We start from the raw sequence: 14,996 nt of genomic DNA on the forward strand, positions 1-14,996 counted from the left end.
GACGGCACACCCAGCCGCCTCACGTAACCGAGCCGATGCACAGGCTGGACGCGAGCGGGCGTAGCTCAGGGGTAGAGCATAACCTTGCCAAGGTTAGGGTCGGGCGTTCGAATCGCCTCGCCCGCTCCAATTTCTCTTCAAAGCTGCAGATTGCGAAACGCCATTCCTTAAGGAATGGGGTCACCGCTTTTTGCCGCCGGTCAGGTGCCTCTGCGACCGTGCCCCTCCCCGGCTACAAAACCGGCCGCGCCCGGCAAACCTGCCATTTTACTCATATTTTTCTGCCTAAATCTGACCACACGCTTGACCCGTGGGAAGCCATAAAGAAAACTGCGCTGTGTGAAGATGCCTCGCATTTTGCACGCCAACAGTTTCAGCGCTCGAAAGAACAGGGTTCCCCCGAATGGCCATCAAAACCGTCATGTCGCCGAAAGCGGCACAGCTCTATCCCATTCGCGTCAAGGAGGTGCTGACCACGATCGGCGCGATGGTCGAGGCGGAGACACGGGTGATCGTCGCGGAAACGGCCACGGGCAAGCGCATCGGCATCAAGGCGGGAGAAACCGGTCGCGTGATCCAGATCCCGCCGGTCGATGCCATTCTCGACCGGCGGCAGATGCTTTTGGTAATCGAGACCTTCGAGGAAGCTGCGGCAGGTGCTGCGGGCGCCGCCTCAGGGGCCGCCACGGGGTCCACCTCTGGGTCCGCAACAGGCGCGGCAGCCCGCGAAGGCACCTCGAAGCCGAAAGAGACGACAAAATCGACGACAGAAGCGGAGCCCGCCGCACAAAAAAAGCCAGAGCCTAAAAGCGAACCGAAGACCGACCCCAAGCCGAAGCGGAAACGCACAAAACCCGCAAAAAGCGCAGACAAGGACAAACCCTCAAACGCCTCTGGCTGGACCATGAAGGACCGCTTCCTCGCGCTGAGCATGATCGGCATGATCGCCACCGCTGCCTATGTCTGGATCGCGGATGTCGACACGAAAAGCCGCAACTTCCCCTCCTCCTCCGATCTGGCCTGGCTTAACACGCCCGAGCGGCGCGCCGAAAAATCCATCACCTTCACCCCCTTCGAGGGCGTCCGCTTTACAAGCCTCGACACCTCCGGGCAGGGCAAAGTTCTTTTCGCGGGGATCGACGGTGAGGACCACGGTTTCGTCACCCGTTTTGATACCACCGCCAACAGCTACACCACCCCTGCGCGTACGGTGACCAAGGTCAAAACTGCCCATGTGCTGATGGACGCGAGAGGACGAGGAATATCTTTCGCCGCCTTCGCCGCCTATGACGACGAGGCGGTTTGGCCCTTTGTCTACCTCCTCGAGAAGGACGGTCAGCTGGGCAACCGTGTCGACATCAACGAGGACCGCTTCATCCTCGCCACGGCCCGCTCAGGCGCTGCCGTCGCATGGCTCGCGTCGGGCGAAATGACATATTTTGGCACCACGGAAGAGAAAGAAGTCGTGATGTTCGACGGACTTTCCGGGGATTGGAGTGGCTACACGTTTGACGACACCCCCGAGGGCCAGCCGAGGCGCGAGCTTTCGACCCTCTCGCTGCGCCTCGACCGCGACTCGAGCCTAACCATGATGGCCGGAGGAATGCAGAATGGCGGCGGCCCGGTCACCGACCGCGTCAGCTACTGGGTCAAAGAGACCTATGATCGCGTGGACGGCGGCTATGACTACCGTGAGGGCTGGACCGAATGGCGTGACGCGCTGTCGCTCATGGATGACGCCTCGGCGGGCGACTACGACCAAGCAGACAGTGAGAAACGCGGCATGGTCACCACCGCTTTCGCGCTTGGCGAGGGTGAGACCCACCTGGTGGCGGGCGCTCTGGCGGGCCTCAAGGGCCAACGCCAGAGCGACGGCAGCTACTCCGGCGACGCTTTCTATACTTGGACCCGAGGCAGGGCAGACGACAGTCAGCAACGCGAACGCACGGTCTTTCTGGCGCGTGACGATTTCAACGCCTCCGATGGCGCCCAAATCACGGAGGCGGTCCTGACCACAGGCGACCGCTTTGCGCTTTTGATCCGGAACTGGGGCAACAACAGCCGCTATAGCGCCATCGCCTTTGTCGATTCGGAAGGGCTGCCCTACGCCCATGCCACCTTCGACGATGTGGAGATCAGCGACATCGTTTTTGCCGACGACGAAAAGCTCCATGTGGCCGGCACGAAACGCGACGCATCGGGCACGCTCTATCCCGTCTATTACAATTTCCTGCCGTGAGGCTGCGCAATATGGGGGCAACACAGGACGCGCGCGACTGCTTTCTCGACAAATCCCCGCCCCCGCGCCTATAAGGGCGCAGCACCCAGAACCAAGAGGCCTCCATGCGTAAGGCGAGCATCACCCGCAAGACCGCGGAAACCGAGATCACAGTCGAGATCAACCTCGACGGGACCGGCATTTACGACAACCAGACGGGCGTGGGCTTTTTCGACCACATGCTCGACCAGCTGTCGCGCCACTCCCTCATCGACATGACGATCCGCGCCAAGGGTGACACGCATATCGACGATCACCACACCGTCGAGGACACCGGCATCGCCATCGGTCAGGCTCTGGTCAAAGCGGTGGGCGACAAAAAGGGCATCTACCGCTACGGCCACTTTGCGCTCGCCATGGACGACACGCAGGTCGCCTGCGCGCTCGACCTCTCGGCGCGACCGTTTCTGGTGTGGAATCTCGACTTCCCGACCGACAAGATCGGCACGTTTGACACCGAGTTGGTGCGCGAGTTCTTTCAGGCGCTTTCGACCCACGGCGGCATCACGCTGCACATCGACAAGCTGCATGGCATCAATTCGCACCACATCGCAGAGGCGGCGTTCAAATCGGTCGCCCGTGCGCTGCGCATGGCGCTTGAGATCGACCCGCGCATGGCCGACAGCCTGCCGTCGACCAAGGGCGCGCTTTAAGGTTTTGAAGAGAGACTGACATGCTGACAGCACTCGTCGATTACGACAGCGGAAACCTGCATTCCGCCCATAAAGCCTTTGAGCGCATGGCGCGCGAGCGTGGCTCCGGCACCATCGTGGTGACCTCGGAACCCGACGTGGTGGCCAAGGCCGACCGCATCGTCTTGCCGGGCGACGGCGCCTTTCCGGCCTGCAAGAAACAGCTTTTCGATTACACCGGTCTGTTCGAAGCGATCTCGGAGGTGGTGACCGAAAAAGGCCGTCCCTTCATGGGAATTTGCATCGGCATGCAGATGCTCGCGACCCGTGGTCTTGAGTACGAAGAAACCAAAGGTTTCGACTGGATCGGCGGCGAGGTGGTAAAAATCACCCCCTCAGATCCGGCGCTGAAAGTGCCGCATATGGGGTGGAACGACTTGCACATATCGAACACGCACCCGGTTCTGGACGGCATTTCAGAGGGCGATCATGCCTATTTCGTACATTCCTACCATTTCAAGGTCACCAACCCGGCGCATCGTCTGGCGCATGTCGACTATGGCGAGGAGGTCACCGCCATCGTGGCGCGCGACAATATGATCGGCATGCAGTTCCACCCGGAGAAAAGCCAGCACGCGGGGCTGCGCATCGTGTCGAACTTCCTCGGCTGGGCACCGTAGGATGTGAGTATTTTTACCACGAAGAAGACATGAAAAAGGGGCCCGTTTGAGGCCCCTTTTGTTTTAGTGGAAACGGAAAGGTCTTACTGCACGCGGCTCCAGGTCTGGCCTTTGCAGATCGGACCGACGCAGCCGGAGACCTTCAGCGTATTGCCGGAGAGCGCCATTTTCGAGTTGTAGACCTTGCCCGTCGAGGGCTGCCAAATCTTGCCGTTCTTATAATCGCCACCGCCCTGTGCGACCATGTCCCAGACGATGGGCTTGCCTTTATTGGCGGAATTGTATTCGCCGCTGTTGTTGAAGGTCCGGCTGATCGTGCCGCACATCTTGTCACCGCAGGGCGCGATGGTGATATGCGCATAGGCGCCGTCATCGACTTGGGTCTGCCAGACGCCTTCGACCGGATCGGCAAAGGCGGGTGCAGCGAGACCAAGCGCGGCAATCGCCGCAAACATCACATGTTTCATTCTATATCCTCCCAAATATGCCCCTACCCTGAGCGGGTTCGGCGCTTTGAGGCAAGATTAACGCAGCGGCACATGCAACTCAAAGCGGGTTTTGCAATTCCTGCGCAATCATGCCAAAGGGAGCGCAACGATTTCACGACAGGAGCCCCGCGCCATGATCCTCTACCCCGCCATCGACCTGAAAGACGGCAATGCCGTGCGGCTTTACAAAGGCGAGATGGAGAAAGCGACCGTGTTCAACGAGAACCCGGCGGCGCAGGCGCTGGAGTTTGTCGAAGCGGGCTGTGAGTGGTTGCACCTTGTCGATCTGAACGGGGCTTTTGCCGGTGAACCGGTGAACGCGGCGCCGGTGGAAGAAATTCTCAAACAATGCAAAGTGCCCGCGCAGCTGGGCGGCGGCATCCGCGATATGGCAACGATCGAGATGTGGCTGTCCAAAGGGCTGGAGCGCGTGATTCTCGGCACCGTGGCCGTCGAAAACCCCGATCTGGTGCGCGAAGCGGCGCGGGCTTTCCCCGGTCACGTCGCGGTCGGCATCGACGCGCGCAAAGGCATGGTCGCGACCAAGGGCTGGGCCGAAGAGACCAATGTTAACGCCACGGATTTGGCCAAATCCTTTGAGGACGCAGGCGTCTCCGCGATCATCTACACCGACATCAACCGCGACGGCGCCATGCAGGGGCCGAACATTGAGGAAACCGCGGCGCTCGCCAACGCCGTGTCGATCCCGGTGATCGCAAGTGGCGGCGTGTCCTCGATTGCCGATCTGGAAAACCTCAAGGCTTGCGGTGCGCCTTTGAACGGGGCCATCTCCGGCCGCGCGCTTTACGATGGGGCGATTGATCTGGCGGAAGCGCTCAAGGTGATGAAGGCTTGAAAAAGGCACTCTACGCCCTCCTCTCCCTCGGCATCGCGCTCTGCCTTGCCCCGATCCCGGCGTTGATCTGGGTGTCGTGGTTCGCAGAGCGCCATGGCTGCCGTGTAGATGAGGCGGGCGTTTATCCTTGCGTCGTTAACGGGCATGACTGGGGCAGCACGCTTGGCGGGTTGTTCATGACAGGCTGGCTCTTGATCTTGACCTTGCCGCTCGCCACCCTTTTGGGCCTCGCACTTATGATCCTGATTGTCGTGGATCTGATCCGACGCGCCCGCCGAAAATAACCCTGCGTCAAGCTGTCCCTTTCCTTGCGCCATGGTTCGCCGTTAAGTGAACGCGATTAACATCACGCAGAGAGTTCCGATGGCACAGGTTCAACACACCTCCCTCCCCTCCACTTCGCGTCTTTGGACGAAAGTGCAAAACGGCGATTTCATCGACGGCTACGCAGTCAAAAGTGCGCTGTCCCCGCGAGAGGCAGCCAACATCGGCCTGACCATGCCCGGCTGGGCCGATGCACTCTTAAACCTGCGCAATCGGATCGTGAAGCCTCTCGGCCTGAAAACAGAGACCGCAGACAGCGGCGAGGGCGCGATTTTTCCGGTGGAATACGAGGGCACGGATGAGCTGATCATCGGCACCGACGACACCCATCTGAATTTCCGCATCTGCATCCGTCAGGACGCGGGCCGCATCCATATGGCAACTTGGGTGCATCGCAACAATGCGCTGGGGCGGGCCTATCTGATGGTGGTCAAACCGTTTCACGTGCTGATCGTGCGGGACGCCATGCGCCGGATCGCACGTGCAAATCCTGGCACCTGACATTGCATCCGACCCCCTTGCGCTTTAAAGACTCGGGCGAGAGACAAAAAGGCGCGCCCCATGCTCAAGACCCGCATCATCCCCTGCCTCGACGTGGCCGATGGCCGTGTGGTGAAAGGCGTGAACTTCGTGGACCTGATCGACGCGGGCGACCCGGTCGAGAGCGCTCGGGCCTATGACGCGGCGGGGGCGGATGAGCTGTGTTTTCTGGACATCCACGCGACCCATGAGAACCGTGGCACGATGTACGATCTCGCCACCCGCACCGCCGAACAGTGCTTTATGCCGCTGACCATCGGCGGCGGCGTGCGGACCACGGAAGACGTGCGCAACCTTTTGCTGGCGGGGGCCGACAAAGTGTCCTTTAACTCAGCCGCCGTGGCCGACCCGGACGTGATCGCCCGCGCCGCCGATCACTTCGGCAGCCAATGCATCGTCTGTGCGATTGATGCGAAAACCATCGAGTGGGACGCCGAGGGCAACCCGATCAAATGGGCCATCTTCACCCACGGCGGGCGCAAAGCCGCGCTCGATAAAGATGGCCACCCGATTGATGCCGTGGAATTTGCCAAGCTCATCGAAAGCAAGGGCGCGGGCGAGATTCTTTTGACCTCCATGGACCGCGACGGCACCCGCGCGGGGTTCAACCTCGGCATGACCCGCACCATCGCGGACGCCGTGAACATCCCGGTCATCGCCTCGGGCGGGGTCGGCAATCTTGACCACCTCGTCGAAGGCGTCACCGAAGGCCACGCCAGCGCCGTTCTGGCCGCCTCCATCTTTCACTTCGGGGATTACACGATCCAAGAGGCCAAGGAATATATGGCTTCTAAGGGCATCCCCATGCGCCTCAAGTAATACTGAATTAAGGAACTGCTCATGTCCGTTCTCAACGAACTCGAACAAGTGATCCTGTCACGCAAAGGCGCCGATCCGGAAACCTCATGGACCGCGAAACTCCTCGCCAAAGGGCCGGAGAAATGCGCCGAGAAATTCGGCGAAGAGGCCGTAGAAGCGATCATCGCAGCGGTGAAGAACGACCGCGAAAACCTCACCTATGAGGCCGCCGATGTGCTCTATCATATGCTGGTCATGTTGGCCGCGCGCGATGTGGCTCTGGACGATGTGCTGACTGAACTGGCCCGCCGTCAGGGACTTTCGGGGATTGCGGAAAAGGCCTCGCGCTAACCCGACGGCCATATATGTTGGCCCGTATTTTAGAGTGTCGCCCCAGCATTCAGCGCCTCAAGCGCATCCGAAGCACAGCGAGAAAATTCGGACAATCCTGCCCCCTCCCCGCTCTCGAAATATGCCTTTAAGTTCTCTCCCGACCAAAAAACGATCTGAGCACCGTCCGACATCTTACCAGCACCGCGGCCTGTGCCAGATTTCAGGTCGAAATAGTCGAACACTGCGCTCCCCGTGCGGCCATCAGAGCATTCGGTTTCGACCACTGCAGTTCCCTCCTGCGTTCTCTCGAACGCCCCCCGACACTGCGCGCCCTTCGTCGTGATCACTCCAAAATCTCCATCTGAGACTCCATAAACCTCACCGAAAAACATTTCGTTTGGCGCTCCAAGAACACAGCCAACGACCTCCGTACACTGGCTGTTTCTATCGTTGCAGTCCGAAGCCTCCGCTGCGAATGCAAATAGAGCAGCAACGTATAGGGCCGAAAAAAAACGCATGGTGCCGACACCCCCCAGACGCAGCGCGTTAAATACGACAAAGCTCATGGGATCAAAGACCCAGCCGTGGGATCTCAATCGCCGGACAGCGATCCATCACCACCTCGGCGCCCTGCGCGCGCGCAAGGGCTGCGGCTTTCTCGTTGACGATGTCGAGCTGCATCCAGATGTATTTCAAACCTTGAAGCGCATGAAGCGCGTCATCGACCACATGTTCGACCTCTTCGGACCTGCGGAAAATATCGACCATATCGACCGGTTCGGTGATGTCTGAAAGCGCCGCGACACAGGTCTGGCCGAACAGCTCCTTGCCCGCCTGTCCCGGATTGACCGGGATCACCTTATAGCCACGCGCGGCCAGAAATGTGCCGACCCTGTGAGACGGGCGGTCCGGTTTCGGGGAGGCCCCCACGAGGGCGATCACTTTCGTGTCGCCAAGGATGCGGGCGATGTCGGCGTCGGTCAGTTGGTCAACATATGTCATGAGCATGAAGGTAGCGCATTTTCAAAAAGAAAAAAGCCCGGGCTCTGACGAACAGAAGGCCCGGGCGAAGGTATGGAACGAGGGACAGTGAGAGCTACGCGCGTGTTCCAGCTTGCGCGTCTCACCTGAAGAGATAGGGAGAGACTCTCGATATGGAAGAGTTTGTAAGAAAAACGTGAACGCATCGTGAATCGGACGCGCCTGCCCCCGCGCTTTCAGCGTTGAGAAGCGGCGTAAAGCCCGACAGCGGCGGCGTTCGAGACATTGAGCGAGCCAAAGCCGCGCGCGAAGGGGATTTTCACCAATTTATCGACGGTTTCCTTGGTCTTTTCCCGCAAGCCCGGCCCTTCGGCCCCCATCACCAAAGCGACGGGACGATCCGACAACGACGCAAGGGCTTCGTCGATGGTCTCGTCCGCCTCGCCATCGAGGCCCAGACAGGTGAACCCCAGTTCTTGCAGCTTCACGATGGTCTCCGACAGGTTGCGCACCCGCAGATACGGCTGACGCTCCAGCGCACCTGAGGCAGTTTTCGCCAAGGCGCCGGTCTCAGGCGCGGCATGACGCGCGGTCGCGATGACGGCTTCGGCACCAAACACCTCGGCCGAGCGCAGAATCGCACCGACGTTGTGCGGATCGGTCACCTGATCGAGCAGCACGACCAAAGGCAGGCCTTCGCCTTTCGCCAGACAGACCTCTTCGACCGAACCCCAGCTCAGGGGTTTGACCTCCAAAAGCGCGCCTTGGTGCACGGAGGTCGGGTCCACAGGAATGTCGAACTTGCGCGGGTCGTGGAATTTGCGCGGGTCGATTTCCTCGACCTCAATCCCGCAGGCGGCAATCTCCACCTCAAGTTTCGCCATCGCGTTTTTCGTCACCAAAAGCCGCAATTTCTCTCGCGCCGGATTCGCCAGCGCATCGCGCACCGCGTGCAAACCAAACAGCCAGACGGTTTCCTGCGCAGACTTGCGCTTTGCTTGCTCTTTTTCGACGACCCATTTGGGTTTTTTCATGGCTTTGGTGTCCCGTTTCTGGTGGCTGGCCCTTCTTGGCGCAGGCAATCTCGAAGAACAAGTAATTTTCCTGTTGACGCCCCTCGCGCCCATAGGTATCCACCGCCCACACGAACGCAAACGGTCGGTGAGAGATCACAGATCAGCGTGAAAGTGGGCGACGGGCTGCAAGGTGCGGCAGCGGACTGTAACTCCGCCGAGGAGACTCATGCCTGGTTCGATTCCAGGGTCGCCCACCACTTCTCCCCCTCTGACAATCTAGTGTTGGTTCGCTGGCGTTTGGTCATCGATCTCCCTTCCCCTCTTGCAACTCCCGTCCGATCCGCCACATTTGAGGCGATCGTAAAAGGAGAGCGACATGGCCCTGCAATGCATTGAGATCACTTACGGCGGCCCCGAGATTGGCGGGCCCTTCATCGGCGCGCTCCATTGGGATGACGCCCTCACTGGTCCGCGCCCCGGCGTCATGGTCGCCCCTGCGTTTCGGGGTCGCTCAGAGTTCGAAGAAGCCCGTGCGCAGGAGTTGGCGGCTTTGGGCTATGTCGGTTTCGCCATCGACTATTACGGACAGGGCTGGACCACCACAGATGCCGCTGAGGCCCATGCCGCCAAGGATAAACTTGACGCCGACCGCGCCACATTGGCCGCGCGCATGGTGGCCGCGTTGGAGGCGTTGAAATCGCATGAGCTCGTGGACGCGGAACGCACCGCCGCGATGGGTTATTGCTTTGGCGGCAAGGCGGTGCTCGATCTGGTGCGCGAGGGTGTCGAGATCGGCGGCGTCGCGAGTTTTCACGGCATTCTCGACCGGGCAACAACAGCGCCCGACATGAAAATCGTCTCTGAGGTTTTGGTGATGCACGGCTGGGACGACCCGCTCGCGCGTCCCGACAGCGTGCTGGCCTTTGGTCAGGAAATGACGGAGCGCGGCGCAAAATGGCAGCTCCACGCCTATGGCAACACCGGTCACGCCTTTACCAACCCCGCCGCCAAACCGGGCGCGCAGCCCGGGTTCGGATTCAATGTCAAAGCCACCGCGCGAAGCTGGCGCGCGCTGGTGGATTTTCTGGCGGAAGTGTTGCGCTAGCGCTCACTGAATCTCCACGGCCTTGCGCTCGTAATGCGCCTGTTCCGCCGTGCCGTCATCAAAAGTCACGTTGAGATCGATGGTCTCGATGGTCCCCGGCGGAAAACTGACGAGGATCGCGTCCAAGCTTTCGGCCTTGAGCGCATTGGGTTGCGCCGTGTCGAGGTAGCAGGGCTCCATCACGAAAGGCACCATCTCGCCCCCGTTCACGCCGTAGAAAACCTCGGTCAACCCACAGCGCCAGCTCAGAAGATTGGTGAAATACAACAGGTCCTGCCCGTCATAATTGCGCACCGCGATCCATTGCGGCTTGGTCGCTTGCAAGATGGGTTTGACCTCTGCGGCGGTGGTGAAATTCTCTGCCGCGACGCCCGTCGCCATGAGGCAGAAAAGCGTCGTCAGACCTGCGCGTGTCGTTCCGGATACCATGGAAACAATCCTTTTAACTACAGGGGAATTAACGGCTTTTGATAAACGATGATCCGTCCTATAGTCGGTTCGAACCACCCTGAGGTCTCCCGCCTCCCCCGATTTCCATTCGAGTTGCCCTTTAGAGTTCACATGTCCAGTAAGCCTCAAAACCAAACCCCGTTCAACATTGTCGTCATCGGACAGGACGGGCGGCTGATGTATGAGGCGCTGTTGTTCGCGGCCTCGTTGCGCGCGATGGACCCGGATTTCAAAGGCCGTCTGTTCATCGCAGAACCGCAACCGGGCGAGACATGGCACAACGATCCGCGGATGAAACAGGCCGATGTACTGAGCGCCTTCAAACGGCTGGGGGCGGAGATTCTGCCCTTTGAAAGCCGTCATTTCGGCCAGAGCTATCCCTACGGCAATAAAATCGAGGCGCTTTTGGCGCTACCTGAGGGCGAGCCTTTCGTGTTTTTCGACAGCGATACGCTGATCACCGGGCCTGTGTCCTCCGTGCCCTTCGATTTCACGCGCCCCTGTGCCTCGCAAAAAGTCGAGGGCACATGGCCGCAGATTGAGCTGTACGGACCGGGCTACACCGAGATTTGGAAATCGCTCTACGATCGCTTCGGGTTAGAGTTCGAAAGCACGCTCGATCTCGACCAGCCGGACGAATATTGGAAGCGCTATCTCTATTTCAACGCGGGTTTCTTTTTCTATGAGTGCCCACGCAAATTCGGCGAACGCTTCCTCGAATACGCCCTCGAAATCCGCGACAATCCGCCCGAGGCGGCGAGCCTTCAAGTCTTTGATCCATGGCTCGACCAAGTCGCTCTGCCGCTGGTGATCCACTCTTTCGGCGGCGCGCGGCAAACCCTCCCCGAGGACACGCTCGATGGCGCGATCTCCTGTCATTACCGCACCTTCCCGCTGTTGTTTGCGCGGGAAAACGATCATGTGGTCGACGTGCTGCGCGAAGTTGCGGCGCCCAATTGGATCAAGAAGGCGCTGAAGGAGTATGAGCCGATCAAACGCCTCGTTTATCAGCCGAAGGGCGACAAAATCCGGGCGATGTTCGACCGTGATCACCTGCCTCGACGCGAAAAGATGATCCGCAATCAGATCAAGAAGGCCGGATTGTGGATGCGGTGACACAAGGTCACGCCACATCTCACCGAGCAACACCCCCAAACTGGCCCGCCCGGCAAGGTTCCGCCATCGCCGCTCACATCTGTGGCAAGGCGCTCGGGTTTCCCTTGGCCCGCTCCCAAAGCTGCGTTAGGGTGCCACGACATTCAGAATTCAGACCCAATAATCGAGCCAGCCTGCGGAAATGAAACCGAATTTTGCCCTCAACCTGAGCCATGACGGCATCGTTTTATTGCACCGCGCCTCGAGCGGCTGGCATCAGATGGGCGAGGTCGCCCTGGACGCGCCCGATATGGCCGCGGAACTCTCTGAGCTGCGCAAGCTCGCCACCTCTGTCTCGACCTCGGGGCTTGCCACCAAACTGGTGATTCCGAACAGCCAAATTCTCTATCGCAGCCTTCCCGATCTGGGCGAAGCCAGCCGCGATGCCGCGATCCGCGCCGCCCTCGATGGCGCGACACCCTATGCTGTGGACGATCTGGTCTGGGACAGCACGGTCACGAACGGCCAGGTGCAAGTCGCGGTGATCGCCCGTGAAACCCTTGAAGAGGCGGAAAGTTTCGCCACGGAGCATCGCTTCAACCCGGTCTCTTTCGTGGCCCTGCCCGAGGCTGAAACCTACGCGGGCGAGCCGTTTTTCGGTCGCGCCAAAGCCGCCGATGCGCTGATCGGTGCGGGCACAAAGGTCGAGCCGGACGAAAGCGCCATACACATCCTGCCCAAACGCAAACTGCCGCCTCCGCCGGTCGGTCCGGTGGTGCCCGTTGCGGAGCCGCTCGAGACGCTGGTCGAACCGCCTGCCGAGACACCGGTCCAAGAGGCCCCCCTCGAAGTTCGCTCGAACGTGCCTGAGGACTTGCCTGCGGACTTGCCTGAAGACTTTCCTGCGGACAAACCAGAGGACGCCCCGCAAGAGGAACTTCTTCTGGAGCAGGGCACCCAAGAGGACGGGGGGACGGCGCAAGACTTGCCGGACCGCAAGGAGGCGGAGCTTGGAGAAGATGCGACCGCCGAACCACTTGGTGAGGCACCGGACGAACCACTGAGCGAAACGCAGGACGAGAAACAGGACGAAATCCCGGCTGAGCCGCAGGCCGACACCGCGAAAGACGCAGAGATTACGGAAGCGGAGGTCACCAAAGCCGAGATCGCGCCGACAGAGGACACGCCGCCCGAAGCGCCCACGCCCTCCGCATTCCAAAGCCGCCGCTTGACGGCCACCGAGGCAGCTGCCGAAGCCGATACAGCTGCCGCACCGCGCCTGTCTGCGCGCCCGGCCCGGTTCTCTGCCGTCTCCGAAGACGACACGTCCGCGCATAAGCCGCTTGGCCCTGCCGCCCCCGCACCCACGTCGGGCGACACGCAAGACACATCTGCTGAGGGCCCTCAGTCGGTCCAGAAGCCTGTCCAAGAGCACCCGCATGTGGCGGTGACCTCTGGCGATCTGCCGGTGGAGGAACTGGACGAGGCCCCTAAACCCAAGGCGCCGCGTCCGGGCAAATCCGCACCCTTGCCGGAACCGCCGCCCATGCCCGCAAGCCCGCTTGTCCCCGAGCCGCGCGCTCTGAATGGCGCCGACAAGAAAGCGCCCAAGGCGGCGGCCAAACAGGCCGCCAAGGGGGCGCTGAAATCTCTGTCGGGGCTCTCGACCGCGGCCAAGACGCGCATGGACAAGGCCAAGGACGACAGGACCAAAAAGGAAGAGGCGAAAAAAGAAGCGGCGGACAAGGCCGCGACGCTGAGCCTGCAAAACGCGACAAATACCGGGATCGCGTCCGACATGACGCCCATGTCCGACCGGGCCGCCGGTCTCGACCGTGTGGAAAACACGCTCGACGAGGCCGAGGCGTTGACCGTCTTTGGCGCCCGCCGCAGCAGCCGGACGGAGCGCAGATCGCCGCGCATGGGGCTGATCCTGACCGGCATTCTTGTGGTGGCGCTTTTGCTCATCGGGCTGGTCGTTGGGATGCTTCCCGAGGACAATGCACAACCGGAGAGCGCACAGACCAGCGTAGAAACCAGCGCGCTGGAACAGTCCGATGAAACCTCCGGTGATTTGGTGGATTTGGCGGATGAAACCGTCGTGATCCCGGACACCACCCTTGCCGATGGCTCTGAGGCCGCGACAGATGAGGCCGCCCTCGAGGACGAACCGGAGCTGACGCCCGAGCTTTTGGAACAGGCCGCTCTGCCTGAGCCGCCGGGCGTACAAAATGAGCTTCCGGAACCGGATCTCGAGGCGTTGAATGCGCAATATGCGGCGACCGGCATCTGGCCGCTGGCACCGGACAATGGCACGGGGGAGACCGGTGAGGACGATCTCAACGCGGTCTACACAGCCTCCATCGACCCGCGGATTTCCTCGCAGGACGCGGGCGCCCTGCCCGATCCGGCGCGCCACATCGGCGAGCCTGCGCCGCGCGCCGCCCTGCAACCTGCGCCTCCGGGCACGCGCTATGACTATGACGAAGACGGGTTCATTCGCGCCACGCCCGAGGGCACGGTCACACCGGACGGCACCGTCGTTTATGCCGGTCGCCCGGACATCGTCTCTAAACCCCGCCCCGGCAGTGCGGTGGAGGAGGCTGTCGAGGCGGCTCTGGCCCCTGCGCAGGTTGATGAAAACGATCCCGTGCGTCTGGCGCTTGCCGCTTTCCAGCCGAAACTGCGGCCCGAAAGCCTTGTCGAGAACACTGAAAAGGCCAATCTGGGCGGCATAACGCGGGCCGAGCTTGGCGGATTTGCCCCGACGCTGCGCCCGGCCTCGGCGCAGGAGCTGGCCGAAGAGGATGCCCGCACAGAAACCCCGGACGCGCAACCGCGCACGGCGCCGGTGGTCGCGGTGTCTTTGGTCCCGAAAGCCCGTCCGCAGGATTTCGAGAAACTCGCCGCCGCCGCGCGCGCCGCCGAAGCCGCCGCTGCGGCCGCCGCAGAGGCTGGCACCACCCAGACCTCCGCCGCCACACAGGTCACCGCCCGCGTGCCGGATTCGCCCTTGCCGAAATCCGACCCGGCCAATGTGGCCCGCGCCGCGACCGTCAAAAATGCGATCTCTCTGCGCAAACTGAACCTGATGGGCGTCTACGGCTCAAGCTCTGATCGCCGCGCGCTTGTGCGCCTGCCGTCGGGCCGGTTCGCAAAAGTGAAAATCGGCGACAAGCTGGATGGTGGACGAGTGCAATCCATCGGCTCCGACAGCCTCGTTTATGTCAAAAACGGGCGTTCTGTGACGCTTGAAATCCAAGGGTAACACAGCCCCGCCGGGATGCAGCGGACCAAGCGCCGTTGCATCCCGGAGACCTCATTCTTTTTGAGGCAATCGTCCGAGAAAAATCACACATCCCTCTTGCCATGCTCCTGTCGGGAACGGCGGGGCTTTACCTCTCTGTAATGAGGCGTGAA

General features: G+C 61.1%; 16 protein-coding genes and 2 tRNA genes. 13 read left to right on the forward strand and 5 right to left on the reverse strand.

Annotation, left to right across the window (positions count from 1 at the left end):
• The first annotated feature begins 54 nt into the window (after positions 1 to 54).
• From ACN0X0_RS02510 to hisH, 4 genes are all read left to right on the forward strand, one after another.
• Positions 55 to 129: transfer RNA gene (locus ACN0X0_RS02510), tRNA-Gly, on the forward strand.
• Positions 130 to 403: 274 nt separating this feature from the next.
• The gene (locus ACN0X0_RS02515) at positions 404 to 2,239 is read left to right on the forward strand and encodes a hypothetical protein (RefSeq protein WP_417277880.1); all 1,836 of its coding nucleotides are present in this window, start codon (positions 404 to 406) and stop codon (positions 2,237 to 2,239) included.
• Positions 2,240 to 2,343: 104 nt separating this feature from the next.
• Positions 2,344 to 2,931 (forward strand): imidazoleglycerol-phosphate dehydratase HisB, encoded by a 588-nt coding sequence (gene hisB / locus ACN0X0_RS02520; RefSeq protein WP_417277881.1) that lies wholly within the window; start codon positions 2,344 to 2,346, stop codon positions 2,929 to 2,931.
• Positions 2,932 to 2,951: 20 nt separating this feature from the next.
• Complete coding sequence (gene hisH / locus ACN0X0_RS02525) at positions 2,952 to 3,590, forward strand: imidazole glycerol phosphate synthase subunit HisH (protein ID WP_417277882.1); 639 nt, start codon at positions 2,952 to 2,954, stop codon at positions 3,588 to 3,590.
• A gap of 83 nt (positions 3,591 to 3,673) precedes the next feature.
• Here hisH and ACN0X0_RS02530 read toward each other — a convergent pair whose 3' ends face one another.
• Complete coding sequence (locus ACN0X0_RS02530) at positions 3,674 to 4,057, reverse strand: DUF2147 domain-containing protein (protein WP_417277883.1); 384 nt, start codon at positions 4,055 to 4,057, stop codon at positions 3,674 to 3,676.
• A gap of 154 nt (positions 4,058 to 4,211) precedes the next feature.
• Between ACN0X0_RS02530 and hisA the strand changes: the two genes are divergently transcribed.
• From hisA to ACN0X0_RS02555, 5 genes are all read left to right on the forward strand, one after another.
• Positions 4,212 to 4,934 carry a 1-(5-phosphoribosyl)-5-[(5-phosphoribosylamino)methylideneamino]imidazole-4-carboxamide isomerase gene (gene hisA, locus ACN0X0_RS02535; protein ID WP_417277884.1) on the forward strand — a complete coding sequence of 241 codons (723 nt, stop codon included), beginning with the start codon at positions 4,212 to 4,214 and terminating at the stop codon, positions 4,932 to 4,934.
• On the forward strand, positions 4,931 to 5,218 hold the full coding sequence (locus ACN0X0_RS02540) for a hypothetical protein (RefSeq protein ID WP_417277885.1): 288 nt from the start codon (positions 4,931 to 4,933) through the stop codon (positions 5,216 to 5,218). Before hisA ends, ACN0X0_RS02540 begins: the two co-directional genes overlap by 4 nt.
• A 79-nt stretch (positions 5,219 to 5,297) precedes the next feature.
• Positions 5,298 to 5,759, forward strand: coding sequence for a DUF2867 domain-containing protein (locus ACN0X0_RS02545; RefSeq protein WP_417277886.1), 462 nt, complete (start codon positions 5,298 to 5,300; stop codon positions 5,757 to 5,759).
• 60 nt (positions 5,760 to 5,819) lie between these two features.
• On the forward strand, positions 5,820 to 6,617 hold the full coding sequence (hisF, locus tag ACN0X0_RS02550) for an imidazole glycerol phosphate synthase subunit HisF (protein WP_417277887.1): 798 nt from the start codon (positions 5,820 to 5,822) through the stop codon (positions 6,615 to 6,617).
• A gap of 21 nt (positions 6,618 to 6,638) precedes the next feature.
• A complete protein-coding gene (locus tag ACN0X0_RS02555; protein WP_417263600.1) occupies positions 6,639 to 6,947 on the forward strand; it encodes a phosphoribosyl-ATP diphosphatase in 309 nt (102 codons plus the stop codon).
• 29 nt (positions 6,948 to 6,976) lie between these two features.
• On the opposite strand, the gene ACN0X0_RS02560 is transcribed toward ACN0X0_RS02555, so the two are convergent.
• The 3 genes from ACN0X0_RS02560 to rlmB form a co-directional block, all read right to left on the reverse strand.
• Positions 6,977 to 7,495 (reverse strand): hypothetical protein, encoded by a 519-nt coding sequence (locus tag ACN0X0_RS02560; protein ID WP_417277888.1) that lies wholly within the window; start codon positions 7,493 to 7,495, stop codon positions 6,977 to 6,979.
• A 4-nt stretch (positions 7,496 to 7,499) separates the two neighbouring features.
• Positions 7,500 to 7,937 carry a CoA-binding protein gene (locus ACN0X0_RS02565; protein WP_417263598.1) on the reverse strand — a complete coding sequence of 146 codons (438 nt, stop codon included), beginning with the start codon at positions 7,935 to 7,937 and terminating at the stop codon, positions 7,500 to 7,502.
• Between the two features lie 209 nt (positions 7,938 to 8,146).
• Complete coding sequence (rlmB, locus tag ACN0X0_RS02570) at positions 8,147 to 8,944, reverse strand: 23S rRNA (guanosine(2251)-2'-O)-methyltransferase RlmB (protein WP_417277889.1); 798 nt, start codon at positions 8,942 to 8,944, stop codon at positions 8,147 to 8,149.
• A 155-nt stretch (positions 8,945 to 9,099) separates the two neighbouring features.
• Between rlmB and ACN0X0_RS02575 the strand changes: the two genes are divergently transcribed.
• Positions 9,100 to 9,183, forward strand: a tRNA-Tyr gene (locus ACN0X0_RS02575).
• A gap of 119 nt (positions 9,184 to 9,302) precedes the next feature.
• Positions 9,303 to 10,031 carry a dienelactone hydrolase family protein gene (locus ACN0X0_RS02580; RefSeq protein ID WP_417277890.1) on the forward strand — a complete coding sequence of 243 codons (729 nt, stop codon included), beginning with the start codon at positions 9,303 to 9,305 and terminating at the stop codon, positions 10,029 to 10,031.
• 3 nt (positions 10,032 to 10,034) lie between these two features.
• Here the strand turns inward: ACN0X0_RS02580 and ACN0X0_RS02585 are convergent, their stop codons facing one another.
• Positions 10,035 to 10,460 (reverse strand): hypothetical protein, encoded by a 426-nt coding sequence (locus ACN0X0_RS02585; RefSeq protein WP_417263595.1) that lies wholly within the window; start codon positions 10,458 to 10,460, stop codon positions 10,035 to 10,037.
• Between the two features lie 132 nt (positions 10,461 to 10,592).
• On the opposite strand from ACN0X0_RS02585, the gene ACN0X0_RS02590 reads away from it, so the two are divergent.
• Both ACN0X0_RS02590 and ACN0X0_RS02595 read left to right on the forward strand, forming a co-directional pair.
• Positions 10,593 to 11,597, forward strand: a complete 1,005-nt coding sequence (locus ACN0X0_RS02590) for a hypothetical protein (protein ID WP_417277891.1) — start codon at positions 10,593 to 10,595, stop codon at positions 11,595 to 11,597.
• Between the two features lie 181 nt (positions 11,598 to 11,778).
• On the forward strand, positions 11,779 to 14,844 hold the full coding sequence (locus tag ACN0X0_RS02595) for a hypothetical protein (protein WP_417277892.1): 3,066 nt from the start codon (positions 11,779 to 11,781) through the stop codon (positions 14,842 to 14,844).
• Positions 14,845 to 14,996: the final 152 nt, after the last annotated feature.

The sequence above is a fragment of the Celeribacter sp. genome (genome assembly GCF_048270365.1).
In the GTDB taxonomy this organism is placed as follows: domain Bacteria; phylum Pseudomonadota; class Alphaproteobacteria; order Rhodobacterales; family Rhodobacteraceae; genus Celeribacter.

Excerpts from the sequence above, each read along its gene's own strand:
- ACN0X0_RS02565 (WP_417263598.1), bottom strand. The coding sequence starts at position 7,937 with ATGCTCATGACATATGTTGACCAACTGACCGACGCCGACATCGCCCGC.
- ACN0X0_RS02515 (WP_417277880.1), top strand. The coding sequence starts at position 404 with ATGGCCATCAAAACCGTCATGTCGCCGAAAGCGGCACAGCTCTATCCC.
- hisB (WP_417277881.1), top strand. The coding sequence starts at position 2,344 with ATGCGTAAGGCGAGCATCACCCGCAAGACCGCGGAAACCGAGATCACA.
- ACN0X0_RS02545 (WP_417277886.1), top strand. The coding sequence starts at position 5,298 with ATGGCACAGGTTCAACACACCTCCCTCCCCTCCACTTCGCGTCTTTGG.
- rlmB (WP_417277889.1), bottom strand. The coding sequence starts at position 8,944 with ATGAAAAAACCCAAATGGGTCGTCGAAAAAGAGCAAGCAAAGCGCAAG.
- ACN0X0_RS02595 (WP_417277892.1), top strand. The coding sequence starts at position 11,779 with ATGAAACCGAATTTTGCCCTCAACCTGAGCCATGACGGCATCGTTTTA.
- ACN0X0_RS02555 (WP_417263600.1), top strand. The coding sequence starts at position 6,639 with ATGTCCGTTCTCAACGAACTCGAACAAGTGATCCTGTCACGCAAAGGC.
- ACN0X0_RS02580 (WP_417277890.1), top strand. The coding sequence starts at position 9,303 with ATGGCCCTGCAATGCATTGAGATCACTTACGGCGGCCCCGAGATTGGC.
- hisF (WP_417277887.1), top strand. The coding sequence starts at position 5,820 with ATGCTCAAGACCCGCATCATCCCCTGCCTCGACGTGGCCGATGGCCGT.
- ACN0X0_RS02560 (WP_417277888.1), bottom strand. The coding sequence starts at position 7,495 with ATGAGCTTTGTCGTATTTAACGCGCTGCGTCTGGGGGGTGTCGGCACC.
- hisH (WP_417277882.1), top strand. The coding sequence starts at position 2,952 with ATGCTGACAGCACTCGTCGATTACGACAGCGGAAACCTGCATTCCGCC.
- ACN0X0_RS02585 (WP_417263595.1), bottom strand. The coding sequence starts at position 10,460 with ATGGTATCCGGAACGACACGCGCAGGTCTGACGACGCTTTTCTGCCTC.
- ACN0X0_RS02590 (WP_417277891.1), top strand. The coding sequence starts at position 10,593 with ATGTCCAGTAAGCCTCAAAACCAAACCCCGTTCAACATTGTCGTCATC.
- hisA (WP_417277884.1), top strand. The coding sequence starts at position 4,212 with ATGATCCTCTACCCCGCCATCGACCTGAAAGACGGCAATGCCGTGCGG.
- ACN0X0_RS02530 (WP_417277883.1), bottom strand. The coding sequence starts at position 4,057 with ATGAAACATGTGATGTTTGCGGCGATTGCCGCGCTTGGTCTCGCTGCA.